The organism is Bacillus sp. FSL W8-0770 (assembly GCF_038008705.1).
In the GTDB taxonomy this organism is placed as follows: Bacteria; Bacillota; Bacilli; order Bacillales; family Bacillaceae_G; genus Bacillus_A; species Bacillus_A cereus.
Map to the genome: position 1 here is coordinate 1,197,112 of NZ_JBBOZR010000001.1, position 25,503 is coordinate 1,222,614.

Consider the following 25,503-nt stretch of genomic DNA (forward strand, 5'->3'; position numbering starts at 1 on the left):
AAGGTATAAATTTTGTACCTGAACAAAGCGGGATGCTTTTGCATCCAACACGAGGTGGTACCGCGGTATATTTATCGTCCTCTACATATTTTCGATATGTAGAGGACTTTTTTATTTTTCAGGGCGAGGTGAAGGACATGATGACGAAAGAAGAATTTATAAAACAAAAAAGAGAGAGAAAGACATTTTTAGTAATCACTGAAGAAGAAGGAGATAGCATTACGCCAATTTCTTTATATAGACGTATGAAAGGGAAGCAGAAATTCTTATTAGAAAGTTCACAGCTTCATCAAGATAAAGGGCGTTATTCTTACTTGGGATGTAATCCTTATGGAGAAGTGAAAAGCGTTGGTACGGAAGTGGAACGAACGATTTACGGCCGGGCAGAAAAGTTACAAGGTAATGTACTGCAAGTGTTAGAAGAAGTAATCGCACCATCACAAGTAGACAGTCCATTTCCATTTTGCGGAGGAGCAGTTGGTTATATTGGATATGATGTCATTCGGCAGTATGAAAACATTGGAGCGGATTTACACGACCCATTAAATATTCCGGAAGTACATCTTTTACTATATCGTGAGTTTATCGTTTACGATCATTTACGCCAAAAGTTGTCGTTTGTATATGTATGCAGGCAAGATGATTCAGCAGATTATGAAGAAGTATACGAAAGGCTACGAGTATACAAAGAGGAAGTGCTACAAGGAGAAGAAGCTGAAGTAAATGCAATACAATCCACATTATCATTCACTTCTTCTATAATGGAAAAAGAGTTTTGTGAGATGGTAGAAATGGCGAAAGAATATATAAGAGCGGGAGACATATTCCAAGTCGTACTGTCACAGCGTTTACAAAGTGAATGTATTGGTGATCCATTCGCGTTATATCGAAAACTTCGAATTGCAAATCCATCACCATATATGTTCTATATCGATTTTCAAGATTATGTTGTACTCGGTTCTTCGCCGGAAAGTTTACTATCAGTACGGAAGGATAAAGTGATGACGAATCCAATTGCTGGTACAAGGCCGAGGGGGAAAACGAAGAGGGAAGACGAGGAAATCGCAAAAGAACTGTTAGGCAATGAGAAAGAGCGAGCAGAGCATATGATGCTTGTAGATCTTGGGCGAAACGATATTGGTAGAGTGAGCGAAATCGGCTCGGTTACGATAGATAAATATATGAAAGTAGAAAAATACTCTCACGTTATGCACATTGTATCTGAAGTTTACGGAATATTGCGAAAACAAATGGGCGGATTTGATGCGTTAGCGTATTGCTTACCAGCAGGGACGGTTTCTGGAGCTCCGAAAATTAGAGCGATGGAAATTATAAATGAACTAGAGAATGAAAAAAGAAATGTATACGCTGGTGCAGTTGGATACGTTAGTTTTTCAGGAAATCTTGATATGGCGCTCGCCATTCGAACGATGGTCGTAAAGGATGAAAAAGCATACGTTCAAGCAGGAGCAGGAGTCGTTTACGATTCAGATCCAGTAGCTGAATATGAAGAAACATTAAATAAAGCGAGAGCGCTTTTGGAGGTAATGAAATGATTGTACTTATCGATAATTACGATTCATTCACATATAACTTGTATCAACTGTTAGGCGAACATGAAGAAGAAATTGTAGTTGTAAGAAATGATGAAATAACGATAGAACAGTTAGAAGAGATGAATCCAAGAGGAATTGTACTTTCACCAGGACCAGGAAAACCAGAGGATGCTGGCATTTGTATCGACGTCATCCGTCATTTTTATAAGAACGTTCCCATATTAGGGATTTGTCTTGGCCACCAAGCGATCATAGCTGCATTTGGAGGAGACATTGTTAGAGCAGAGCGTATTAAACACGGAAAAACATCGCGTGTGAAACATAACGGAACGTCAATCTTTTCATATGTTACACAGCCGCTAACGGCGATGCGCTATCATTCCCTTGTTGCAGAGCAAACGAGCTTGCCAAAGTGCTTTGACATATTAGCGACAGCGATGGACGACGGAGAAATAATGGCAGTCCGTCACAATTATTATCCGCTCTTCGGATTACAGTTTCATCCGGAATCAATCGCAACAGAAGAAGGCGGAAAGTTAATACGTGCCTTTTTAACAGAAGTAAAAGAGGAGGAAAGAGTATGAATAACTATCTTCGTAAATTAGTGGAGGGTCAACATTTAACAGAAGAGGAAATGTATAAAGCAGGACTACTTTTATTAAGTGAAAACATATTAGAAAGTGAAATTGCAGCTTTCTTAGTCTTACTGAAAGCGAAAGGTGAAAATGCAGAAGAAATATACGGTCTCGTTCGAGCTCTTCGCGAAAAGGCACTACCATTTTCGAACCATATACAAGGAGCAATGGACAATTGCGGGACGGGTGGTGACGGTGCTCAAACGTTTAATATTAGCACAACATCAGCATTCGTACTGGCAGGAGCAGGTGTAAAGGTTGCAAAACATGGTAATCGTGCTGTTTCTAGTAAAACAGGAAGTGCAGACTTATTAGAAGAACTAGGTGTAAATATTAGTAGTACGCCAAACGAAATTGATTATTTACTAGAGCATGTGGGCATTGCATTTTTATTTGCACCAGCGATGCATCCAGCACTAAGGCGCATTATGAAAATAAGAAAAGAATTAAACGTACCGACGATCTTTAACTTAATTGGCCCTTTAACAAATCCAGTGAATTTAGAAACACAATTTGTCGGTATTTATAAACGAGATATGTTATTACCAGTTGCACAAGTATTACAAAAGTTAGGCCGGAAACAAGCGCTTGTTGTAAATGGAAGTGGTTTTTTAGATGAAGCATCATTACAAGGGGAAAATCACGTTGTCATTTTAAAAGATAATGAAATAGTGGAAATGAGTATTGATCCAGAAAAGTATGGTTTTTCAAGAGTGAAAAATGAAGAAATTAGAGGGGGGAATTCAAAAGAAAATGCAAAGATTACGCTTGAAGTATTGAGCGGAGAAAAGAGTGTTTATCGCGATACAGTTTTATTAAATGCAGGCCTAGCTCTTTTCGCAAATGGAAAAACGGAAACGATTGAAGAAGGAATTAAACTCGCGGCACATAGCATTGACTCTGGAAAAGCATTAGCCAAATTAAACTTATTAATTGTAGCAAGCAACGAAAAATTAGAAAGGGTGAACTAAAGTGGGGACGATTTTAGATAAAATTGTAGAACAGAAGAAAAAGGAAGTTGCGGAGTTATATGAAATATATACACCAGTAAAAACAAAAAGAAAGACACATTCACTTGTAGAAGCGTTACAGCAGTTTACTGTCATTGCAGAAGTAAAGCGAGCATCACCATCAAAAGGAGATATCAATTTACACGTTGACGTACGAAAACAAGTGGGAACATATGAGAAATGTGGTGCAGGAGCAGTATCTGTTTTAACAGATGGTCAATTTTTTAAAGGATCGTTTCAAGATTTACAAACAGCAAGAGAAGAAAGTAACATTCCGCTTTTATGTAAAGATTTCATAATCGATAAGATTCAAATCGATAGAGCGTATGAAGCTGGCGCAGATATTATTTTACTAATCGTAGCGGCGTTAACGGAAGAGAAGTTAAAAGAGCTGTATAGTTACGTACTAGAAAAAGGATTAGAAGCAATTGTTGAAGTTCATGATGAGCAGGAATTAGAAATTGCGATTGTATTAAATCCGCACGTTATCGGTATTAACAACCGTAATTTAAAAACGTTTGAAGTGGATTTAAACCAAACGGAAAAGCTCGGGAAACGATTAAATGAGGAGAAATTACTTTGGATTAGCGAAAGCGGGATTCATTCAAAAGAGGATATTATTCGTGTTAAAAAAGCAGGAGCAAAAGGTGTATTAGTTGGGGAAGCGCTTATGACATCATCTTCTATTCGTACCTTTTTTGAAGATTGTAAGGTGAACATATGAAAGTGAAAATTTGCGGCATCACTGATATGGAAACAGCAAAACGTGCTTGCGAATACGGAGCAGATGCACTCGGATTTGTTTTTGCAGAAAGTAAACGGAAAATCACTCCAAAGAGAGCGAAAGAAATCATTCAGGAGCTTCCAGCCAACGTGTTAAAAATCGGTGTTTTCGTAAATGAATCAGTAGAAGTGATCCAGAAAATTGCAGATGAGTGCGGGTTAACACATGTACAACTACATGGAGATGAAGATAATTATCAAATCAGAAGATTGAATATTCCGTCTATAAAATCACTAGGAGTAACTTCAGAGAGTGATATGAAAAACGCTCAAGGGTATGAAACGGATTATATATTATTTGATAGCCCGAAAGAAAAGTTTCATGGAGGAAATGGAAAGACATTTTCATGGGAACTACTTGGGCATATGCCAAAAGAATTGCGAAAGAAAACGATATTAGCTGGTGGATTAAACGCTCTTAATATAGAAGAAGCAATTCGAACTGTTCGGCCATATATGGTCGATGTGAGCAGCGGAGTAGAGACAGAAGGAAAGAAAGATGTAGAGAAAATAAAACAATTTATTATAAAAGCGAAGGAGTGTTCCAAATGAACTACGCATATCCAGATGAAAAAGGACATTACGGTATATACGGAGGACGATACGTTCCAGAAACGTTAATGCAATCTGTACTAGAACTAGAAGAAGCATATAAAGAAGCGATGCAAGATGAGGCGTTTCAAAAGGAATTAAATCATTATTTAAAAACGTACGTCGGAAGAGAAACACCGCTATATTATGCTGATAATATGACGAAGTATTGCGGTGGTGCAAAGATTTATTTAAAACGTGAAGATTTGAACCATACAGGAGCTCATAAAATTAACAATACAATCGGTCAGGCACTACTTGCAGTGCGAATGGGCAAGAAAAAAGTTGTCGCTGAAACAGGAGCTGGACAACACGGAGTTGCAACAGCTACTGTATGTGCTCTTCTCGGATTAGAATGCGTCATTTTTATGGGAGAAGAAGATGTAAGACGTCAAAAATTAAATGTGTTCCGAATGGAATTACTCGGAGCGAAAGTAGAAAGTGTAGCGGCAGGTAGCGGTACATTAAAAGATGCGGTAAACGAGGCGCTTCGTTACTGGGTTTCACATGTGCATGATACGCACTACATTATGGGATCTGTTCTCGGACCACATCCATTCCCGCAAATTGTACGTGATTTCCAAAGTGTAATTGGAAATGAAACGAAAAAACAATATGAGGCGTTAGAAGGAAAGTTACCAGAAGCAGTCATTGCTTGTATTGGAGGTGGTAGTAATGCAATGGGGATGTTTTATCCGTTCGTACACGATGAAGAAGTTGCTCTTTACGGCGTAGAAGCAGCTGGAAAAGGCGTTCATACAGAAAAGCATGCAGCAACTTTAACGAAAGGAAGCGTCGGTGTCCTGCACGGATCAATGATGTATCTTCTGCAAAATGAAGAAGGGCAAATTCAAGAAGCACACTCTATTTCAGCAGGACTTGATTATCCAGGTGTTGGTCCAGAACATAGTTTGCTAAAAGATATCGGCCGCGTTTCTTATCATTCGATAACAGACGAAGAAGCATTAGAAGCATTTCAATTATTAACGAAAAAAGAAGGCATTATCCCGGCGTTAGAAAGCTCGCATGCTGTCGCATACGCATTAAAATTAGCTCCGAAAATGAAGGAAGATGAAGGACTTGTTATTTGTTTATCAGGCCGCGGGGATAAAGATGTAGAGAGTATAAAACGTTATATGGAAGAGGTGTAAAAAATGGGAGTAGAAAAAATTAAAGCAGCGTTTGAAAATGGCAAGAAAGCATTTATTCCGTACGTAATGGGCGGAGATGGTGGCCTTGAAAAATTAAAAGAAAGAATTCGTTTTCTAGATGAGGCTGGAGCAAGCATCGTTGAAATTGGTATTCCGTTTTCAGATCCAGTCGCAGATGGCCCAACGATTCAAAGAGCAGGAAAGCGAGCGCTAGAGAGCGGCGTAACATTAAAAGGCATTTTTCAAGCGTTAGCAGAGGTAAGGAAAGAAGTACAAATGCCCTTTGTTCTTATGACATATTTAAATCCGGTACTTGCATTCGGAAAAGAGAGATTCATCGAGAACTGTATAGAAGCAGGTGTAGACGGCATCATCGTTCCGGACTTACCGTATGAAGAACAAAATATTATTGCGCCGTTACTTCGAGAGGCAAACATTGCGCTCATTCCACTCGTTACCGTAACGAGTCCTATTGAAAGAATTGAAAAAATCACGAGTGAATCAGAAGGGTTCGTTTATGCTGTTACAGTAGCGGGCGTAACGGGAGTACGTCAAAACTTTAAAGAGGAGATTCATAGTTACTTAGAAAAAGTAAAATCACACGTCAACTTACCAGTAGTCGCAGGATTTGGTATTTCAACAAAGGAACATGTAGAAGAAATAATTACAATATGCGACGGAGTTGTCGTTGGAAGTAAGATCATTGAGCTTTTAGAAAATGAAAAGCAAGAAGAAATATGTGAATTAATATATGCAACAAAACAAAAAGAAGAGGCGTAGTCTCTTCTTTTTGTTTTGCGTAATAAATGTTAAAATATACAGAAAATACATATAATTCAGAGGGTGAGAAGGCATGCTAAGACGTAAACTACTATATCTATTTTTAACTGTACCGCTATACGCTTGGCTCATTAGCATGACGAAAATAGAGTTAATGGCTCTATTTTTAGGGTATGTATTCATCTTTTCCAATTTAAATCGCATTCAAGAACAGTCTATTTTAGAAATATGTCTATTTTCGATTAGTATAGAATTATTTAGTATCGTTTCGATTGTATTATTAAACGAATTATTTCTACGGATTCATTCATTTGCATTAATGAAATTTTGGAATATTATATTGCAAGCAATATGTACTTACATTGTGTTTGTTGTGTTGAAAGAAATAGTCGGAAAGCAGACAGTTTTTCAGGATAATAGAAAATGGGAGTGAATAAAAAGGAGCCGTTTGGTTCCTTTTTTGAATCTGTTGTAAAAACAATTGAAAATTATGTCATCTGTTATATAATAGTTAAAAATTGTATTTTTAATGAAAAGAGATGATAACATGGCCATATTGTTGGCACTTATCCCAATTATGATGATTTTCATTTGTTTATTTTTATTTAAACAAACGTCATTAAGGTCCTCGTTAATTTCTTATGCTGTGTCTGTTGGAATTGTTTTACTCTCGCCAATGTTTCAATTAGGGATAAGTGAAACTGTGCACGCAACGATTAAAGGATGGTTAATTTGTTTTATTGTCGGGTACGTTTTATTTTTCGGTATTTTTTTATTTCACCTCATGAACAAAATGGGGTACATCGATCAAGTAGCACGTTTTCTAGAAGCAGTTACTCAGGATCGCTTATTACAAATGCTGCTTATGTGTTTTGGCATTTGCCCGCTTATTGAATCAGTAAGTGGATTCGGTATTGGCTTTATGGTTGCAGCACCTATTTTTCTTTCACTAGGATATAAACCATTTCAAGTTGTACTACTCTCATTCATCGGCTTACTAGCTAGTTCATGGGGCGCAATGGCAACTGGTACGATTATCGGTTCGCAGCTAATAAATATGCCTCTTACAACACTTGGCACAAATACAGCGCTATTAAGTATTCCGATGTTTGCTTACTTCGTTATTCTTTCTTTACACGTTGTTGGCGGCTGGCAAGCGGTTATAGAAAAGTGGAAAGAAGGAGTAGGGTTCTTTCTATTATTTTCTCTCGGAATCTATCTTTCTAATGCGTACGTAAGTGTTGAACTAGCCGGGATATTAAGTTCTATCGTTACGATTACCTTTGGCTTTTTTATCATTAAATTAAAAGGAAAAAGTGGGCAAAATCTTATAACAGAACATGCGGCTGCAACGGAGAGAGAAGTATCCATTATAAAAATTATTAGCCCTTATATATTTCTAACAGTTTGTATTTTACTTTCTCGCCTCGTTCCAGCATTACATGATTTGTTCAAATCATATGCGGTTCTTGATTTGAAATCATACTCTTACAAACTAGAGTTACTATATTCACCAGGATTTTGGCTCGGTATGACTTGCTTATTTACTATTATTTTCTTCCGCATCCCGTCTAATATTATTAAACAATCACTCTCACAAACGATTAAACAATGGATTCCATTTGCTATTACGACGACAATGTTTATCGCCATTTCAGAACTAATGGGTGCATCAGGCATGCATTCATTACTCGCAAAGACAGCTGGTGAAACATTTGGAACCTTTTTCGTTTTCGTTGCTCCGTTTATTGGCGCTATTGGTGGATTTTTAACAGGTAGTAACGCAGGATCAAATGCAATGTTTATAAAACTACAAATGCAAACCGCACAAAACGTAACACTCCCGTGGCAATATGTCACAACACTTCAAAACACCGCATCATCAGTAGCGACAATCGCTTGTCCATCACGGATTACACTAGGTGCTTACTTATGTAATATCCCTTACCGTGAAAATGAACTATTAAAGAAGACGACGTTAATGATCTTTGGTGCGGTTTTGCTTGTAGTGGTAGAAGTTATTGTTTGGTATATGTTGAGAAATTAAAAATCCTCCTAACATAGGAGGATTTTTTTTATGAGTGGATAATGATTTAAATATGAATAGCTTCTACTAGATGAATAGGAGATGAAATGTATGCCCCTAAAAAACTACGGTGTGTTAAAAGGTACAGTTATACAATCAAAGATTGGAAAAGGGAAAACACCTCATTATCAAGTTCATTTACAGGGCGAGACAGGAGTAGATTATCGTATTGCAATTAACGTAAAGTCACAAAGTTATCCATCAGAAGTTTTATATTTTGCGAGTAACAATATTAAGTCAGAGGCGATTCATATTTTACCGACATTACCATTCGGTTTTACAGAAATAAAAAACAATGAACCGAAAGTAGCTTTAGATTATATAAGAGGAAATCTATTTGACTCAAATCAAATGATTCCTTTACCTCCCGAAAAAGCAGGAGCAGATAATGATTTAAATGAAAAAATAGAACGTTATATAAAACGAGCGATAGAAGAAAAAGCAATTATTTACGCGTTTGGCGAAAGATGGGGACCAGAAGAAAATACACCAGATTCCTATTTTCATTTCAAACCAGGAAACGGTATACATGATATTCATATGAATCAAGGGAATGTAGAAAAATGGCAAGGTGATGATCGCATATGGCAAGACGGAGGAATACTCATTCACTTTGAAAAGGAAGAAGAATGGATTGGTATCTTTCTTGCATTCCAATCACAGTCATGGTGTACCGATGAAGAGGGGCATGCTCGTGTTCCGGTTGAGCATTGTGATTATAAGGGGAATAATTAATAAGAAGAGGGCGTTTAAAAAGAACGCCCTCTTCTTATTTTATAAAACGAAAAACTAACAAGTGTAGAAATACAAGAGAAAAGCAGTGCTACACTAGAAAACGCAATGAGATACATATTATATTTCATAACCTGTCCAATTAGCTGGTTACTGTCGTATTGAAACAGTCCCGCGATGATGTTGAATAAAAATAAAACGATAAACATGACGATAACACCGTCTATTGATCCTTTAATGTCTGGTTTACTTAAAGCGATATGTGCGGAAATGCAAATGGCGATAAATAAAAATAACCAAAAGGAAGGATTCAATAAATTGCCGATTGTAAATAAGCTTTTCAATAATACAAACGTCGACAAGAGCATGTTTTGGATCATTTCTACATTAATAGAAGTAGAAGCAATCGTTTTTTCGAGAGTTGTATTAAATAAAAAATATGATTCTGGTACGAAATAGCGCATTAAAAGGATTAGTGCAGTAATACCAGAAATAATAGGCCCAATGCCGATGAAGAAATTCCCAATCCGTTGATACACACTTTTTTGATTGTATTGATGTTGTACGTAACCTAAAGCCCCTTGGCTTGTATCTGTCGGGAAGAACTGCGTTGCTACAATCTTATGACGGAACAGCACGCACATAATGGCATGTCCAAGTTCGTGAATAGGAACACCAATCCAAGCCGTTAATAGGAATCCTTTTCTTCCAAAAGCTCTCGACCAATACATGCGTGTGAGAGATTCTAAATATCCTAATAAAAATCCAATTACAATGATAACGCCAATTAAAGAAAATAATTGGATTACGCTTGTAAGGAGTATTTGAAAAATTGAGTTTACCAATTCCATTGTCTTTCATCCAATCTGCTAAAAATGTTATTTGTTCTGTTTCATAATAGCATTTTTTTTCAAGATTACTAGCACATATATTTTCTTTCGGAAGAAGGATTTCAGAATCTTTTTCTTGTAGTCATGTTTTATGTACAAATTCATATATTGAATTTGTAACACCCTATACGGTATATCCTTAAGGAGGGATAAGAGAATGAAATGTCCGTCATGTCATACAGAAAATGCAGCGGAGGCAAAATTTTGCGGGAATTGTGGACATTCGTTAACGGAAGAAGTAGTGGCAAGTAGTGGCCAAGAAGAAGGGCCGGAACAAGCACGTGCGGCACAAGCAAAGGAAGCTCGGCAAAATGAAACGGTAGAGCAAGCGAAGCGGTTTGCGAGCGGCTATTTTCAATTTTTTAAACATGCATTACAAGCACCGACAGCGATTATGCAAAGCGGCGCTATTGAAGTACGAAATGGAATTGTAAGTCTTGTTCTTATTTGTTTTTTAGGAGCATGTATTTTTTATAGAATGATGAGTGCAGCATCAGCAGTTACGAGAACATTTGCACCAGATATATCTACTCCCACGTTTTTTGGAGAATCTATAACGGTCTTTTTCTTTTTATTAATTTTAACTTTATTTGTCGGATTTATTATTTTTGTAAGTGGTAAGATGATGAAATCATCTTTTTCGTTTCTTGAAGTATTCGGTATGTGGGGAACGATAGCGACGCCGGCTATTGTCATATTAGTCCTTTCTTTTCTTTTTAGTTTCTTATTAATTTTTTTCTTACCGATATTATTATCGGTAGCTGCAACTTATATAGGGATTAGTATAACTGTAGCCGTATTAAAGCTAGACAATGACGGATTAGATCTCGTTTACACACTTATTATTGCAAATGTTTTAATTGGAATTGCAACATTCATTGTACTTTGGTCTTACATTAGCACGATAATTCAAGCCTTAACACAGGGAATAACTGGCTTCTAATGAAAAGGTGGTTGACTGGATGAATGTATGTACAAAGTGCGGAATTCAGTTTGAAGATGGTGTGCAATTTTGTCAAAACTGCGGGACGAAGAGGAGACGTTCTGTAGTAAAGAAGAACATTAGCGGTGGTGCAAAAGTTGGCATTACACTGTTAGCGCTATTTGTTATAGCAATTATTGGATTGTATTTGTACGGATCGTCGTATTATACGCAGGTGGCACAAGTAGACCGGATAATTACGATTTTACAAGAGAGGGACGGAGAGAAATTAGCTGAGATCGTTACGGCAGATGATCCATCGGTTATGATAACGAGAGAGAGTGTAACGCCTCTATTTTCATATATAAAAGAAAATCCATCTTACGTAAATGAATTAAAACAATATTTGAGACAAGGTGAAAAACAACGGGACGGAATAGAAAAAGCTGATTTTTCATTAACGAAAGACGGAAAGTATTTCTTTATATTTGATCGATATAAATTGAAAGCAAAGACGTACTATACAACTTTGCTTACAAATGAAAAAGACGTATCGTTAAAAATGAACGGAAAAGAAATTGATAAGACAGATGACAAAAAGTTTGAGAAGCAATATGGGCCATTTCTTCCGGGAAATCAAGTGTTTCAATCAGAGTATAAAAATGACTACGTAAAATTATCTCGTGAGGAAAAGGTTGTACTTATGAAACAAAGCCAAAATAACGTAACGATAGATTTAACGTTGCAAGGTCAATATATTACAGTTCAAACGAACGCGCCTGGTGCAACATTGTATGTAAATCAAAAACCGGTTACAGCGCTGGCAGGAGAAGAAATTACATGGGGGCCTGTAGCGACTGATGGAAGTGCGACGGTTTATTTAGAACGAAATGGAGAAAGTGGACGAGAAACGACAAAAGTAGAGACGGTAACGGCACTTTCGTCTTATAATCTTCCATTTCAAAAGAAAAGTACAGAAAAAACAGTTGTTTATAATGTTACTCCAACGCCCGCGACTGGGTATGTATATAATGGTTTCATCTTTCCTGATAGTGATATTCGAAAATTAACGAGCGCAGATTTAACATATTTATCGAAAGAGCAGTTGAAAATTGCTAGAAATGAAATATATGCAAGGCATGGACATATTTTTCAAACGAAAGATATGCAAGCATATTTTGCAAAACAGCCTTGGTATAGAGAAAATCCTTATTTTAAAGGAACGTTAACAGATATCGAAACTTATAATATTGAACTAATCAAATCAAGAGAATAGAGCGCTTGAAAAAGGTACAGTGTATATTGCTGTACCTTTTCTATCGTTATTTGGCTGGAGCAGGTTCCCTAGAGAAAAAGATATGAAAGAGAAATGTGACTTTACTTGCCCCTCCTGATGTACTGGCTTGCACATCAGATAAAGAACTAGACGTTAAAGCAGCTTCAGAATGTGGAGGGACGATTATTTTAAGAGCATCTTTTGATTCTGATGATATCGTAACCGTTATTGTATCATCAGAAACATTTACAATTTTAACAGTACCGACTGGGAAGATGGCCTTGCGAGCGTGTGATGCAGAAGCGAAGCGGGTAGCTTTCCAAATAGTTTGAGAGAAAGTGTCATTGTCTGATAACCAAGCGCGAGCACTGTATAATGTTGCATTAATGGTAAATTCTTGTTCAAGCGGGAGGGCGGCTTTCGGTTCTTTCGGTTCCTCTGGAAACTGAGCGAGAAGACCAGCGCACATGTATGTTTCACCTACTTTCAATAGTTACTGTTATAGCATATTAAACATGTTGTTTATAAGACACGACAGTTACCTATTCATACATAAGTTTGTGCACCAAATTTGAAGATGAAATTCTCTTTCTTTACAATGGAAGTAGGTGTTATTTCTATAAAATATGGAAAACGTAAAGAGTATGTAAAAAAGAAGGAGTGGTAAAGTGAACTATGTCATTATTGGCGGAGATGCAGCTGGTATGAGTGCAGCGATGCAAATTGTTAGAAACGATGAAAATGCAAATGTTGTAACTTTAGAAAAAGGTGAGATTTATTCGTATGCTCAGTGTGGATTACCGTATGTCATTAGTGGTGCTATCGCTTCAACTGAAAAGTTAATCGCGCGCAACGTGAAGACGTTTCGTGAGAAATATGGAATTGATGCGAAAGTGCGTCATGAAGTAACGAAAGTAGATACGGAAAAGAAAATGGTGTACGCAGAGCATACAAAGACGAAAGATGTCTTTGAATTTTCGTACGATCGATTATTAATTGCGACCGGGGTACGTCCTGTTATGCCGGAATGGGAAGGACGGGAATTACAAGGCGTTCATCTTTTAAAAACAATTCCGGATGCTGAACGTATATTAAAAACGCTAGAAACGAATAAAGTTGAAGATGTAACTATTATTGGCGGTGGTGCAATCGGACTGGAAATGGCAGAAACATTCGTCGAACTTGGTAAGAAAGTAAGAATGATTGAGCGAAATGATCATATCGGTACGATTTATGATGCAGATATGGCTGAATATATACATAAAGAAGCAGATAAACACACTATTGAAATTTTAACGAATGAAAATGTAAAAGCGTTTAAAGGAAATGAACGAGTAGAAGCAATCGAAACGGATAAAGGTACGTATAAAGCAGATCTTGTTTTAGTGTCGGTTGGAGTGAAGCCAAATACTGATTTTCTTGAAGGGACAAATATACGTAAGAATCATAAAGGAGCAATCGAAGTAAATGCATATATGCAAACAAATGTGCAAGACGTATATGCAGCCGGTGATTGCGCAACACATTACCACGTTATAAAGGAAATTCATGATCATATCCCGCTCGGAACGACTGCCAATAAGCAAGGGCGACTTGCTGGACTGAATATGCTTGATAAACGAAGAGCTTTTAAAGGTACGTTAGGCACAGGCATTATTAAATTTATGGATTTGACACTCGCAAGAACAGGGTTAAATGAAAAAGAAGCAAAAGGGCTACACATTCCGTATAAAACGGTCAAAGTAGATTCTACAAATATGGCGGGCTATTATCCAAATGCAAAACCACTTTACTTGAAATTACTATATCGCTCCGATACGAAACAATTATTGGGCGGGCAAGTAATTGGAGAAGAAGGCGTAGATAAACGTATTGATGTGATTGCGATGGCGCTTTTCAATAAAATGAGCATTCATGATTTAGAAGACGTCGACTTAAGTTACGCACCACCATATAACAGCGTTTGGGATCCAATTCAGCAAGCGGCAAGGAGAGCAGAATAGCACTTTTTAAAGTGCTATTTTTTTACAATGAGGGAGTAAATAAAGTTTCACTTTATTTTGAATATACCGTTCCCCCTTGAAAACATAGTACGTATCGCTTATATTTTCATATAGTATTTATTTTTTAAACGAAGCAATGAACGAACCAGGGGGCGCAGTATGGCAATTAACATGAAAACAATTGAAGAATGGATTGCTGAATCAAATGCAAGACATGAAGAAGACTTTGGACACGTTGTGGAAGAAATGAAAGAAGTATGTGTCGGACTTGATAACGCGACATTAATTTATACGAAAAATGTATTTTGTTTCGGTAAAAAAGTAGAAGTCTTTTTCTTCTTTCAAGACCATGTCGTGATTGGACAAGAAAAAGACGAATATGTTGAGATTGAAAAATTAAAGTATGATGCCATTACAAATAGTAACTTAAAAACAAATGACAAAAATACTACGTTAGAATTAAAGTTTGCTAACGGACAATCTATTAATTTAGATAGTTTAAATGATAACTACGGTACGAAAAATTGGTTATTTGCTAGACAAATTAAGAGTATTTTTAAGTTAATCTAGTAAAAAAGCACGCCGTCCATCGGCGTGCTTTTAACTATGCAAAGCCCCTTTTAACCAATTCCGCGCCCGATATGCCCCGACTGGAACTTGAATAAGAGATGTTTCATTCCCAGCATCTATTCCATACAATTGATCACATGAATTTGTATCAAAACTAAGTAAAGGATGCCCGCCCATCCCCATCGCGGTCGCTGCAAAAACGAGTTTATGAACGAGTATACCTGCTTCCATTTGATGAATACGGTACCCTCTATAGCCTAGTGCATTTGTATAATAATCTTTCTTTCCGACTACATGTAAGCAAAGTGGTACTTGAAAAAGGTTTACGTTATCCATCGTCATACTAGACTGAAGTGGGTAGCGAAGGTCTCCATATCGAATTGGTTGTATGGAATGTGTTTTACTGTTATAAGCGTAAGCTCCGTTTTCAATATTTTTCACGTTATAAAAACATCCATATAAGGAGACGCGTGCATTTTCATTTGTATACTTACCGTCAAGGTCGTTGTAATAGGGGAAGGAGAGGCTCGCTTCTTGTAGTAAAGTAGCGAGCTCGGCTGCATCCCATTTCGTTAAAATAAAGTCCGCATCAGGAGAATATCGTTTTTTACAAAGTTGTAGGAAATCATACGATAACCGTTCTACTTTCGGTAGCTGTACAGCGTACGTATTATGTTGATAGTGCTCTTCATGATGTAGCGTTTGGAAGTGTGCTGTCGATTCGATCATAGAAGCTTCATTTATTTTTGTTATCATCGGATATTCACCTACATGTTTTGAGCGAACGAAATGTTCATGTGCGAGCGGCGGAATTTGTTGCAACAACTCATGAGAAGTAACTATTTTATTTTCACGGTAATTATTGTGAAACCAATTAGTTTCTGGTTCTGTACTTAAAGGAATAACGGCATACACACTTTCTTCACCTTCTGACAATCCGAGTAAATGGTTCAGTGCACGGTCTAGAAATTGAAAGTATACGCCGTTCGTATAACCGAACTGTTTTGTACATTCTAGCAATTGTCCAATGAGAACCCCGCTATCTAATCCTTGAAGTCGATATGAAAAGTTATTGTATTTAAAGAAGTTTTTCCAAAACATAGTGGATACGAATGCAGCACCGAAACAATCATGTATATTACAGCGATTACCGAGTGCGTCTGCCAAATAAGAATCGAAATTTCCTTCGCGAAGTAAAATAAGTCGGTGATGCGCGGCGTCATAATGGTAAATGCCGTCTGGATAATCGTCAATCTTTAAATAGATATACAATTCATTCGGGTATAAGGCACCGCCTGAAGGAATGGATCTACGTAATACATTTCTCTCGCTATTTAGCTGACATAATTGTGTTACACCAAATGAATACCAAAGGTAATGACCAATCTCATCTAAAGTAGGTGTAGTAGAAGAGTTCGGTAAAGATAACGGGATTTCTAAGGAGAGCGGGATGGTAGGTAAATTTCGATATAATTTATAAGGAAGCGGTGCGTCTTTCCAGTCCACCTCATGATTCGGCATAATTTCATCGATAGAGAAATGGAGATGATGTAAAAAAGTATCTAGCTGCATGAAATCCCTCCTTTACTATGGAAACGGATGTGGATGTGGATTTAATCTTTCATTCGTTAAAGGTTCGTCTGTATATCCAAGTGTCATCGGTACGGTATATACCCGGTCCAGTCCTGTAACTCGAGTAAGATGGTGACCAAACGTCATCGGTAGCATGCCTGGAATAATAACTTTTACACAATGTAATCCGTTCTTTTCTATGAGGGGAACGGTTTGATCTACAACGATTATTTCAAGATTAGATTGATGCAAACGATTTAAAAGTTGGTGGAGATCGGATGTTAAATCCATATCAAATGATTGTGATACATTCATTTCTTGGAACGTTTGCACCGGTGCATCTTCCCGTAAAAGGAAGTGAAGACGTTCTTCCGTTTCTTTCAATCCATACAGCATACTATGGTCTTCCATTTTATTAACAAAATAAGGATCTTGTAAGCACTTTTCGTAGTATTCTCTTTTGTGCTCGAGCTCATCGTCTGTTATAAGTAACATGCCTGCTATTTCTTGAATGGCGCTTTTTAAGGCTCGAATAGGATCTAAATGAGCGCCTCCTGCACAAACAACGTTCATTCCATTTTCACGCGTATTTTTTGCAATTACCCATAAGCTAGGAATGCCGTGTTCCATCGTCGCGTTAAAAGCGTGTAATTCATATCCGGTAATCGTACGTAACCGCTGAATCATTAATTGTAATTCTGTATCATTTGCTGAACTAAGATCAAGGCGGGGAAGAGGTAATTTGGCATACCAAGTGAGTAAGAAGGCATCACGCTCTACAATTTCTAAAATGCCGTGAAAAATCGCTTCTTCTAAACTACCGCCAATTGCACATCCATTTGATGTTTCATACACGAAAGCATCTCGATGACCGAGGCTATAATAAGCAATTGATTCAGGAACTAAAAGCGGTCTGTTTTGTGATAAAGAATATCCCCATACCCAGTTTTGCTCATAATCAGGATCAAACGGCTTGAATGGAAAGTTATCACGATTGTAATGTTCATTGGTATGTACACCGAGTGTGAGGGGATTTAGTGCATGTTCCTCTAAATCATGAAAACTACCGTGCACATTTGTTTTTTTTCCACGAGGCGACATACCGCAATATCGTTCTAAACCTTCTAAAATGGCAGTTGCTTCACTCACTGCAAATGAATGAGTTCGGCCTGCAACACCTTCATTTCCAAACATTAATGGCATGTTTATAATGACGTCAGCGAATGGTAATAAAGAATGCTGCATTTTGCCGTTCAACATACCGACCCGATAATCTAAATAGTCTCTCGTTAAAAATGTGTTTAATTCATGAATGGAACGGCAGCGATACGTTTCGGTGCTTACTTTTAAACTTGGTTGTAAAGAAACTTCCGCCGCATCCGCAGTATCATCAGGTAAATTACTACATACAGGACAGAGAGGATCTGGAAGAAAAGAATGCCGCGTACATTGTAATGTTTGTAAGTTTAGTAAAATAAGTTCATTTTCTAAAGAAGAATGGTTATGAGTTAATATTTTTTCTGTTTCTGCGCAAATAAGATGACACATTTGCAACATTCCATTTTGGGTGGCACGTACATCACGTCTCGTTACATTATCTGCTTTAAAGGCATATTTCCGCTGTAGTTCCCACATTTCTTTTTGATCAAAGCCAGCGATAAAACGGCGTCCATCAGAACAATGGGAACATCCGGGCGTAAGAGGATGAATGTAAGGACCGATAATACCTTCGCCAAATGAAGTAAAACCACGTAGCCACGGAATATGATTTGAGCGAAAAATTAGCTCAGCATCATGATGAATAGTAGAAGGAGATCCATCATGTAATACGAGAGCGAGATGAATATTTTCAGGAAGTTCTTCTGTAAGAGTATGCTGACGAATGATGGAATATTGTTTGCATAATTGATCATGTACATAGTCTGCAAGAAGGCCATCTCCTATAAGCAATATATTTTGAATCATAAACCGTCCTCCTTTGCAATTAATACCCCATACACACCGTCTAAGTTTTCTTTCAAAAATGGTTCAATCGCTAAATCAAATACGAAGGGGTAAAAATTATGTTCTTCTAAATGTTGTAAGGCGAGTTGTAAAGATTGTACGCTTGGAATTTCTTCTTCCGCTTGTATTTCCACTCTAAAAGAATCCGTGTCATATAAAATAATAGATGATTCAGGCAAGATATTAGCTCTGTAAGGAATTTCTTCATTTTGAACGTGAAAGAGTGATAGTTGTAGTGCGTTTCGTAACGCTAACGTCATATTAATATTAGATGCACCGTACCATCTATCATTTATACCAACCCAAACGACTGGAAAACTGAGAATCTCTTCACTCATTGCGATTTTAGGTGTTTCATGGATTGTAGAGAGAGCATCGTAATAAAATCTACAATGTTTATCTTGAATATCAGTTAAATCAACAGTTGTAAGTTCTTCTAGCATATGTGACTGCCGCTCATACAGTTTATTGTTTAAATGTTGTTGTAGTGCCCGGTAAAATCCTTCTGTCATCGTTTCTCCAGCACCGATACCGATATTGTTATGTTCAGGAATAAGGCGGTGAATGATTTCTGCTACATATGTTTCAATTCCTGTTAAACCAGCTTCTCGGCGTGCTTCATTATGAGTTAATCCACTGCGAGTCATAAGAGGCAGAAGGGGAGCTGGGCCATCTGATAATGGATTGGCTACTTGAATATAGCATTGTGATAACGGTAATTGATATGAATCTTGTTCATCCCATACATGGAATATACCGGCTTCTTTAGAAGTTAATGAGTCGAAAAAGCGGAATACATCAGTTGAAGTATGTTGGCCATACCGATGCTCAAGTTTTTCAGAAAGATTTTCTATCGTATCAATTGTAAAACTTTCATCAGTTGCAAGAGGGTGTTTTATAAAAGGATGCCACGTTCCTTCAAGTGTTTCATAGTTTAATAAAAAGAATTGTGATTCTTTTTCACGATATGAATCATCCGCGACATGTTTAAACAATTCAAAAACGATTACATTTGCTAACATGGCAGATGTAATTGGTGAGAAGGAATCCGATGAATTTTCATTTTGCAAAGTCGTTTCATGTAGCCGATGCCATGCGGATTCCCAGCATTCATCACGATTTTCTGTTACGACAGGTCCAGCTATACCGAGTGTTGATAAACAAATAGCTGGTATGAAATTCTTTTTCGTTTCTCTACAAATAGTGTGAACTGTTTTTAAACCGTCGATGTCTCCGTTTTGAGAAACATATAAAATCCAATCAAAAGGTTCGAATACTTCATGCAAGGGACGGTCAATTGTAGTATCGATTTCTTGAAGGAGTACACTGTTATCAACTTCATATGCACGTTCTATTAGCTCATGTATTCTGTCATAGTTTGTTTCATCCCGATCTGTAACGAGGTAATGAAATGTAGGTAAACCAGATTCTAATAAAGAAGAAACTAAGGAAGTGAGCATATCCCCAGAACCAAGTACAAGGACATTTGCTCCGCGGTATGTTTCAAACTTTAAAGCACCTGAATGAGAATCAGCTTCTAAAAATTCAATTTGTGAAGCATATCTGTCGAGTAATGTACTGTTTAATTCATGAGGTGCATCTTGATTTGCATCGCGAACGAAACCATTTTCATATAAAATCTCTCCAATTTCAAATACACGGTTTTGATAGGGGAGAGGGAGGCCATCGGTTATTTCGGCTAAAGAATAATTCCCGTTAAACATTGGCATTAATTTTTCAATCCAATCATAAATTCCATCACCGTCCATACGAAATGAACTGGCGTTATTTCGAAAATAGACACCCCCGTTTGAATCGGGGAGGAAGAAAGTATCCTTATTTACTTTAAGTTTTGCATGAATTGGAAGGTTATTCATTTTAATCCTCCTTACGTTTAGGCATACATTATTACCTTATGTCATGAAATTTGTCCCGTATGAACACAATAAAAAAAGGCTGTAGAATGATTCATTCTACAGCCTTTAATAGATTTTAATCTATCAACCTTCTAATAATAATGACTTTGGATCTTCAAGCATATCTTTAACAGCAACAAGGAAGCTAACTGCTTCTTTACCATCAACAATACGGTGATCGTAAGATAAAGCAATGTACATCATTGGGCGGTTTTCCATACGCTCGTTATCAATTGCAACTGGGCGTACTTGGATTTTATGCATTCCTAAAATACCAACTTGTGGGCTATTTAGGATTGGTGTTGACATTAGAGAACCGAACACACCACCGTTTGTAATTGTAAATGTACCACCTTGTAGTTCTTTTAATGAAAGTTTGTTGTCACGTGCTTTTTTACCTAATTCACGAATTTCACTTTCAATTTCAGCGAAATTTAATTGGTTGGCATCGCGTACAACTGGAACAACTAATCCATCTGGAGCTGCTACTGCAATACCGATATCATAGAATTTTTTAATGATAAGCTCGTCACCTTGAATTTCAGCATTTAATAATGGGAATTGTTTTAATGCTGCAACAACTGCTTTTGTGAAGAATGACATGAAGCCAAGACGTACATCATGTTTTTTCTCGAAAGCATCTTTGCGTTCTTTACGTAATTCCATGATCGCACTCATATCAACTTCGTTAAATGTTGTTAACATTGCAGATGTTTGTTGAACTTCTACAAGACGTTTTGCAATTGTTTGACGGCGGCGGGACATTTTCACGCGCTCAACTGGTTTTTCGAATTCCGTTTTTGCAACTGGAGCATGAGCTGGACTCTTTGGAGCAGCTGGTGCTTCTTTTGGTGCTGCAGCATGAGCTTGTACATCATGTGGTCTCACGCGTCCAAGTGGATCTGTGCTACGTACGTCGTTTAAGTCGATTCCTAATTCACGAGCCATTTTTCTAGCAGCTGGTGATGCGATAGGACGGTTTGTATTTGGTAAACCTTGTAGTGTTGCAGTTTGCTCAGCGTTTGGTGCCGCAGCTTTCGGTGCTTCAGTCGTTTCTTGTTTTGGTTGCTCATCAGCCACTGGTGCAGGTGTACTTACTGCAACTGGTGCTCCATTAGCATCTAAAATTGCGATAGTTGCGCCAACTTCAACTGTATCCCCAGGTTCGCCTAGTAACTTCGATACAATACCTGAATCTTCTGCAATGATTTCTACATTGACTTTATCAGTTTCAAGCTCAACAACGCTGCCACCTTTCTCAACTTTGTCGCCTACGTTGATAAGCCATTGTGAAATAGTTCCTTCAGTAATAGATTCTGCAAGCTCAGGTACTTTAATTTCGATCATTTTAAATGTCCTCCCCTTATTTGCCTAACGGTGTGTTTTTTCTTCTTTTGTCTTCGGTAATCTCCATTTGTTAGCCTGGCCTTGGGCAGAATATCTGCCCAAGGAACAAGCAAGAAAGCTTCATTGTTACTTTTTAGTTGCTGTAAACTTCAATTTCTTGTTTATCTTGACGGAAGTTATACTTTACATCTAAAGCATGTGCAACGATTAGTTCTTGCTCAGCTTTGTGAGCGAATGGATCGCCGCCAGATGGACTAGAGCGATCAGGACGTCCAATGTAGCCTGTTTTCACTTTATCTCCAGCAAGTTCGAACAGAATTGGAGCCATGTAATGCCATGCGCCCATATTACGAGGTTCTTCTTGAACCCAAATGATTTCTTCTAAGTTTTTAAAGCGTTTAATAATAGATTGAACTTTCTCAGCAGGGAATGGGTACAATTGCTCAATACGAACGACATGAACTTCGTCTAAGTTGTACTCATGTTTACCAGACTCGATTTCTGCTGCTAAGTCAATCGCCATTTTACCTGTGCTTAAAACAAGACGTTTTACTTTATTTGGTTTCATGCCAAGGTTTTCTTGTTCTAAAGCAGGTTGGAAACGTCCTTCGCTTAACTGACTAGCAGTTGAAAGCGTAAGTGGGTGACGTAATAAACTCTTCGGCGTCATCAATACTAATGGTCGAACAGCTTCCGTTCCTAAGATAGATGCTTGACGACGCAGGATATGGAAGTATTGAGCCGCACTCGTTAAGTTTGCAACTGTCCAGTTATTCTCAGCAGCTAACTGTAAGAAACGCTCTGGACGTGCACTAGAGTGCTCTGGTCCTTGACCTTCATAACCGTGTGGTAATAGAAGAACTAAGCCAGATTTTTGACCCCATTTTGCTCTTCCAGCTGAAACATATTGATCAAATAATGCTTGCGCAGTATTTGAGAAGTCACCATATTGCGCTTCCCACATAACAAGAGTTTCTGGAGCGAATACGTTATAACCATATTCGTAACCAACAACAGCAGCCTCTGATAACGGACTGTTATGAACAGAGAATGAAGCATTAATGTTTGGTAAGCGATGTAATGGTGAATATGTTTCATTTGTATCAGTATCGTGTAATACGATATGACGGTGTGCGAATGTACCACGCTGTGAATCTTGACCAGTTAAACGAATTGGCGTACCTTCTTGTAAAATAGAAGCGAATGCTAATGATTCAGCAAGTGCCCATTCAATTTTGCCGTTCTCTTCAAGAGCATCTTTACGGCGCTCAAGAATTTTCTTCACTTTCGGATATACGTTAAAACCTTCTGGCCAAGATAGTAGACCTTCATTAATTGCACGAAGTGAGTCAATCTCAACGCCAGTATCAATTGACTGAATACCTTTTGCAACAACATCTGGTACTTTAACGTGAATTGTTGCATCACTCGTATCAGCTGGTGGTACTTGTGCATAGTCGGATTTTAATTGCTCTTGTATAAACTGTGTAATTGTTTCAACCTCATCTGCATTTAGAACACCAGCAGCTTGTAATTGATCTGCATAAATTGCTCTTACAGTTGGATGGTTTTTAATTTTTTTGTACACTTGTGGTTGCGTAACTGCCGGGTCATCCATTTCGTTATGACCGTAGCGGCGGTAACCAATTAAATCGATTAAGAAGTCTTTTTTGAACAACATGCGATATTGAATCGCAAGGTTAGCAGCTGCAAGACAAGCTTCCGGATCATCAGCATTCACGTGAACAATCGGAATATCGAAGCCTTTTGCAAGGTCACTTGAATATTTCGTAGAACGAGAATCATAGCTATCAGTCGTAAAACCAACTGCATTGTTTGCGATAACATGAATCGTTCCGCCTGTTTGGTACGCGTTCAATCTGCTTAAGTTGAGTGTCTCAGATACAATACCTTGACCAGGGAATGCAGCATCACCATGAACTAAAATTACGAATGATTTTGAAGTATCTTGATCTGGAAGACCAGATTTTTTACGATTCTCTTGAGCCGCACGTGCGAAACCTTCTACTACAGGATTCACGAACTCAAGATGACTCGGGTTATTTGCTAATGTAACGCGAGTACTAACTTCTTCGTTACTAACGACTTGTTCTCTACCTAAATGGTATTTCACGTCGCCAGTCCAGCCAGAATTAGCCACTGCGCCTTCTATTTTTGCATGTTTGAACTCAGCAAACATGTGGCTATATGGTTTTTCTAATACGTGAGCAAGTACGCTTAGGCGACCGCGGTGAGCCATACCGATCATGACATCCTCAACGCCGTTCTTAGCACCTTCTAGAACAATTTCATCTAAAACAGGTACAAGCATATCAACGCCCTCGATAGAGAAACGTTTTTGCCCAACGAATGTTTTATGCAAGAATTGCTCGAAACCTTCAACAGCTGTTAAACGTTTTAAAAGAGCAGTTCGTTTTTTATTTGATAGTGGTTGACGCAATGAATTTGATTCCACCATTTGATGCAACCACGCGCGTTCTTCACTATCTTGTATATGAGAAAATTCATAAGCTAAAGATTTTGTATAAACGTCTTTTAATCTATGAATTACATCAAGTGCAGTGTGAATACCTTCTGGTGCATCTGGCCATACTGTTTTCGCTGGAATCGCTTTCAAGTCAGCATCGCTCAGTTCGTTCATTGCTTTCTCAAGAAGAGATTGTCCATTTGCAGCATCTTCCATCGGGTTGATGTGAGCCAACGTGTGCCCAAAAGAACGAATCTGCTCAACAAGTTGAACGACTTTAAGAATTTTTTCAATATTACCTGTGTTTTGAGGAGAAAAATGTGTTGCTGTGTTGTCCCCTGTTACGACATCATCTTGAAACGAAGGAGCTCCAAAAATTTCAAAAAGCTCTTGTAATTCCGGATCAACAGAACCTGCTCTAGTTACGTAAAGATCATACTGCTCAATAACATAACCAAGGTTCGGACCGTGGAACTTGGCCCAAGGGTTTGTCGTTGTATTCTTCCTCGTCATTTGTTTAAACCTCCCAATGCATATAATCCTTTTCCATACAAAGGTGCATTTTGCTCTTTTTCAATAAGTAATGAATCAATAATCAATGTAAATGTTTTTCTTTACTCTTATGTTATTACAATAATTTACATAATACCAAACACTATTACTTATCTGTTTTGTAAAAAAACATTCACAATAACTTATCACCCAAGTTAATCTTTCATGTTATAAAGTAATTTTACAGAAAAATGGGGTGGATATATTTGGTATGCCTATACTAATAGCTATAATTGTTGCATTTAAATATAGGTATAATAGTTAGAATGTTTCGATAAAAAAAGTTTGAATTATGTATATTGAAATAATAAGCGCTTTCATAGATATTATACAACAATATAACGGAATATAGTATAAAAAATAAAAAATTATGAATTTATCGTAAACTTTATTTAGATAGTGTTAAATATTGAAAGGAAAGTGAAGGATTTCTACAAAAAAAGTTGCTAAACATAAAAAATGCTCCATAAACAGTTAGTTTCTATAAATATGACGAAAAACACCGTAAAACAAATAACGCATTTCGTGAAATAAAGAAATAAATGAAATATTTTAAAAGGATAAAACAAATATGGAGATATTAAATTTTAAAAAAAGAAGTGAGGAGATATAGTAACAGTTATTTACAGTGTTCCGTGT

21 protein-coding genes and 1 other annotated feature (1 of these 22 only partly in view) are annotated in these 25,503 nt (G+C 37.5%); of the genes, 14 read left to right on the forward strand and 7 right to left on the reverse strand.

The genetic code is table 11. From position 1 onward, the window contains the following. Nucleotides 1-85: a binding site (T-box leader), on the forward strand; it begins 160 nt to the left of the window's first position. 52 nt (nucleotides 86-137) lie between these two features. From trpE to NST27_RS06315, 10 genes are all read left to right on the forward strand, one after another. Further along, nucleotides 138-1,556 (forward strand): anthranilate synthase component I, encoded by a 1,419-nt coding sequence (gene trpE, locus NST27_RS06270; RefSeq protein WP_001985877.1) that lies wholly within the window; start codon nucleotides 138-140, stop codon nucleotides 1,554-1,556. Continuing rightward, nucleotides 1,553-2,140, forward strand: coding sequence for an aminodeoxychorismate/anthranilate synthase component II (locus tag NST27_RS06275; protein ID WP_000636320.1), 588 nt, complete (start codon nucleotides 1,553-1,555; stop codon nucleotides 2,138-2,140). Before trpE ends, NST27_RS06275 begins: the two co-directional genes overlap by 4 nt. Further along, entirely contained in the window at nucleotides 2,137-3,162 is a 1,026-nt protein-coding gene (gene trpD / locus NST27_RS06280; protein ID WP_001067354.1) for an anthranilate phosphoribosyltransferase, read from the forward strand. Before NST27_RS06275 ends, trpD begins: the two co-directional genes overlap by 4 nt. Nucleotide 3,163: 1 nt before the next feature. Beyond that, a complete protein-coding gene (gene trpC, locus NST27_RS06285; protein WP_000536701.1) occupies nucleotides 3,164-3,925 on the forward strand; it encodes an indole-3-glycerol phosphate synthase TrpC in 762 nt (253 codons plus the stop codon). Continuing rightward, nucleotides 3,922-4,536 carry an N-(5'phosphoribosyl)anthranilate isomerase gene (gene trpF, locus NST27_RS06290; RefSeq protein WP_000865123.1) on the forward strand — a complete coding sequence of 205 codons (615 nt, stop codon included), beginning with the start codon at nucleotides 3,922-3,924 and terminating at the stop codon, nucleotides 4,534-4,536. Before trpC ends, trpF begins: the two co-directional genes overlap by 4 nt. Beyond that, on the forward strand, nucleotides 4,533-5,726 hold the full coding sequence (trpB, locus tag NST27_RS06295) for a tryptophan synthase subunit beta (RefSeq protein ID WP_001105032.1): 1,194 nt from the start codon (nucleotides 4,533-4,535) through the stop codon (nucleotides 5,724-5,726). Before trpF ends, trpB begins: the two co-directional genes overlap by 4 nt. Before the next feature lie 3 nt (nucleotides 5,727-5,729). Continuing rightward, nucleotides 5,730-6,506 carry a tryptophan synthase subunit alpha gene (gene trpA / locus NST27_RS06300; protein WP_000537834.1) on the forward strand — a complete coding sequence of 259 codons (777 nt, stop codon included), beginning with the start codon at nucleotides 5,730-5,732 and terminating at the stop codon, nucleotides 6,504-6,506. Nucleotides 6,507-6,579: 73 nt separating this feature from the next. Beyond that, the gene (locus tag NST27_RS06305) at nucleotides 6,580-6,939 is read left to right on the forward strand and encodes a DUF4029 domain-containing protein (RefSeq protein ID WP_000946130.1); all 360 of its coding nucleotides are present in this window, start codon (nucleotides 6,580-6,582) and stop codon (nucleotides 6,937-6,939) included. Nucleotides 6,940-7,053: 114 nt separating this feature from the next. Further along, entirely contained in the window at nucleotides 7,054-8,553 is a 1,500-nt protein-coding gene (locus tag NST27_RS06310; RefSeq protein WP_047385753.1) for an L-lactate permease, read from the forward strand. Between the two features lie 90 nt (nucleotides 8,554-8,643). Continuing rightward, the gene (locus NST27_RS06315) at nucleotides 8,644-9,327 is read left to right on the forward strand and encodes a DUF2278 family protein (RefSeq protein ID WP_047385755.1); all 684 of its coding nucleotides are present in this window, start codon (nucleotides 8,644-8,646) and stop codon (nucleotides 9,325-9,327) included. Nucleotides 9,328-9,341: 14 nt separating this feature from the next. Here NST27_RS06315 and NST27_RS06320 read toward each other — a convergent pair whose 3' ends face one another. Further along, entirely contained in the window at nucleotides 9,342-10,175 is an 834-nt protein-coding gene (locus NST27_RS06320) for a hypothetical protein (RefSeq protein ID WP_047385758.1), read from the reverse strand. Between the two features lie 196 nt (nucleotides 10,176-10,371). Between NST27_RS06320 and NST27_RS06325 the strand changes: the two genes are divergently transcribed. Next, nucleotides 10,372-11,157, forward strand: coding sequence for a zinc ribbon domain-containing protein (locus NST27_RS06325; protein ID WP_000650089.1), 786 nt, complete (start codon nucleotides 10,372-10,374; stop codon nucleotides 11,155-11,157). A gap of 19 nt (nucleotides 11,158-11,176) precedes the next feature. Further along, nucleotides 11,177-12,412: a TcaA 3rd/4th domain-containing protein gene (locus NST27_RS06330; RefSeq protein ID WP_001099915.1), complete on the forward strand. Its 1,236-nt coding sequence runs from the start codon at nucleotides 11,177-11,179 to the stop codon at nucleotides 12,410-12,412. A 46-nt stretch (nucleotides 12,413-12,458) separates the two neighbouring features. On the opposite strand, the gene NST27_RS06335 is transcribed toward NST27_RS06330, so the two are convergent. Further along, entirely contained in the window at nucleotides 12,459-12,881 is a 423-nt protein-coding gene (locus NST27_RS06335) for a hypothetical protein (protein WP_000332393.1), read from the reverse strand. Between the two features lie 199 nt (nucleotides 12,882-13,080). Between NST27_RS06335 and NST27_RS06340 the strand changes: the two genes are divergently transcribed. Both NST27_RS06340 and NST27_RS06345 read left to right on the forward strand, forming a co-directional pair. Continuing rightward, on the forward strand, nucleotides 13,081-14,415 hold the full coding sequence (locus tag NST27_RS06340; protein WP_001110240.1) for a CoA-disulfide reductase: 1,335 nt from the start codon (nucleotides 13,081-13,083) through the stop codon (nucleotides 14,413-14,415). 159 nt (nucleotides 14,416-14,574) lie between these two features. Further along, the gene (locus NST27_RS06345; protein WP_000996782.1) at nucleotides 14,575-14,985 is read left to right on the forward strand and encodes a DUF3908 family protein; all 411 of its coding nucleotides are present in this window, start codon (nucleotides 14,575-14,577) and stop codon (nucleotides 14,983-14,985) included. Between the two features lie 30 nt (nucleotides 14,986-15,015). Here the strand turns inward: NST27_RS06345 and NST27_RS06350 are convergent, their stop codons facing one another. The 5 genes from NST27_RS06350 to odhA all read right to left on the reverse strand — a co-directional run bounded on the left by NST27_RS06350 (nucleotide 15,016) and on the right by odhA (nucleotide 24,825). Further along, nucleotides 15,016-16,557 carry a SagB family peptide dehydrogenase gene (locus NST27_RS06350; protein WP_001175531.1) on the reverse strand — a complete coding sequence of 514 codons (1,542 nt, stop codon included), beginning with the start codon at nucleotides 16,555-16,557 and terminating at the stop codon, nucleotides 15,016-15,018. 15 nt (nucleotides 16,558-16,572) lie between these two features. Next, nucleotides 16,573-18,522, reverse strand: a complete 1,950-nt coding sequence (locus tag NST27_RS06355; protein ID WP_047385761.1) for a TOMM precursor leader peptide-binding protein — start codon at nucleotides 18,520-18,522, stop codon at nucleotides 16,573-16,575. Next, on the reverse strand, nucleotides 18,519-20,438 hold the full coding sequence (locus NST27_RS06360) for a putative thiazole-containing bacteriocin maturation protein (protein ID WP_001061561.1): 1,920 nt from the start codon (nucleotides 20,436-20,438) through the stop codon (nucleotides 18,519-18,521). The genes NST27_RS06355 and NST27_RS06360 overlap by 4 nt, the downstream gene beginning before the upstream one ends. Before the next feature lie 123 nt (nucleotides 20,439-20,561). After that, on the reverse strand, nucleotides 20,562-21,824 hold the full coding sequence (gene odhB / locus NST27_RS06365; protein WP_000569921.1) for a 2-oxoglutarate dehydrogenase complex dihydrolipoyllysine-residue succinyltransferase: 1,263 nt from the start codon (nucleotides 21,822-21,824) through the stop codon (nucleotides 20,562-20,564). A 133-nt stretch (nucleotides 21,825-21,957) separates the two neighbouring features. Continuing rightward, nucleotides 21,958-24,825, reverse strand: coding sequence for a 2-oxoglutarate dehydrogenase E1 component (gene odhA, locus NST27_RS06370; RefSeq protein ID WP_000197175.1), 2,868 nt, complete (start codon nucleotides 24,823-24,825; stop codon nucleotides 21,958-21,960). Nucleotides 24,826-25,503 lie beyond the last annotated feature (678 nt).

Bases quoted from the DNA above. Each gene is read 5' to 3' on its own strand.
- trpD (WP_001067354.1), top strand. From the start codon at position 2,137: ATGAATAACTATCTTCGTAAATTAGTGGAGGGTCAACATTTAACAGAA.
- NST27_RS06355 (WP_047385761.1), bottom strand. From the start codon at position 18,522: ATGATTCAAAATATATTGCTTATAGGAGATGGCCTTCTTGCAGACTAT.
- trpE (WP_001985877.1), top strand. From the start codon at position 138: ATGATGACGAAAGAAGAATTTATAAAACAAAAAAGAGAGAGAAAGACA.
- odhA (WP_000197175.1), bottom strand. From the start codon at position 24,825: ATGACGAGGAAGAATACAACGACAAACCCTTGGGCCAAGTTCCACGGT.
- odhB (WP_000569921.1), bottom strand. From the start codon at position 21,824: ATGATCGAAATTAAAGTACCTGAGCTTGCAGAATCTATTACTGAAGGA.
- trpF (WP_000865123.1), top strand. From the start codon at position 3,922: ATGAAAGTGAAAATTTGCGGCATCACTGATATGGAAACAGCAAAACGT.
- NST27_RS06335 (WP_000332393.1), bottom strand. From the start codon at position 12,881: ATGTGCGCTGGTCTTCTCGCTCAGTTTCCAGAGGAACCGAAAGAACCG.
- NST27_RS06315 (WP_047385755.1), top strand. From the start codon at position 8,644: ATGCCCCTAAAAAACTACGGTGTGTTAAAAGGTACAGTTATACAATCA.
- trpB (WP_001105032.1), top strand. From the start codon at position 4,533: ATGAACTACGCATATCCAGATGAAAAAGGACATTACGGTATATACGGA.
- NST27_RS06330 (WP_001099915.1), top strand. From the start codon at position 11,177: ATGAATGTATGTACAAAGTGCGGAATTCAGTTTGAAGATGGTGTGCAA.
- NST27_RS06325 (WP_000650089.1), top strand. From the start codon at position 10,372: ATGAAATGTCCGTCATGTCATACAGAAAATGCAGCGGAGGCAAAATTT.
- NST27_RS06275 (WP_000636320.1), top strand. From the start codon at position 1,553: ATGATTGTACTTATCGATAATTACGATTCATTCACATATAACTTGTAT.
- NST27_RS06320 (WP_047385758.1), bottom strand. From the start codon at position 10,175: ATGGAATTGGTAAACTCAATTTTTCAAATACTCCTTACAAGCGTAATC.
- NST27_RS06350 (WP_001175531.1), bottom strand. From the start codon at position 16,557: ATGCAGCTAGATACTTTTTTACATCATCTCCATTTCTCTATCGATGAA.
- NST27_RS06310 (WP_047385753.1), top strand. From the start codon at position 7,054: ATGGCCATATTGTTGGCACTTATCCCAATTATGATGATTTTCATTTGT.
- trpA (WP_000537834.1), top strand. From the start codon at position 5,730: ATGGGAGTAGAAAAAATTAAAGCAGCGTTTGAAAATGGCAAGAAAGCA.
- NST27_RS06345 (WP_000996782.1), top strand. From the start codon at position 14,575: ATGGCAATTAACATGAAAACAATTGAAGAATGGATTGCTGAATCAAAT.
- NST27_RS06305 (WP_000946130.1), top strand. From the start codon at position 6,580: ATGCTAAGACGTAAACTACTATATCTATTTTTAACTGTACCGCTATAC.
- NST27_RS06360 (WP_001061561.1), bottom strand. From the start codon at position 20,438: ATGAATAACCTTCCAATTCATGCAAAACTTAAAGTAAATAAGGATACT.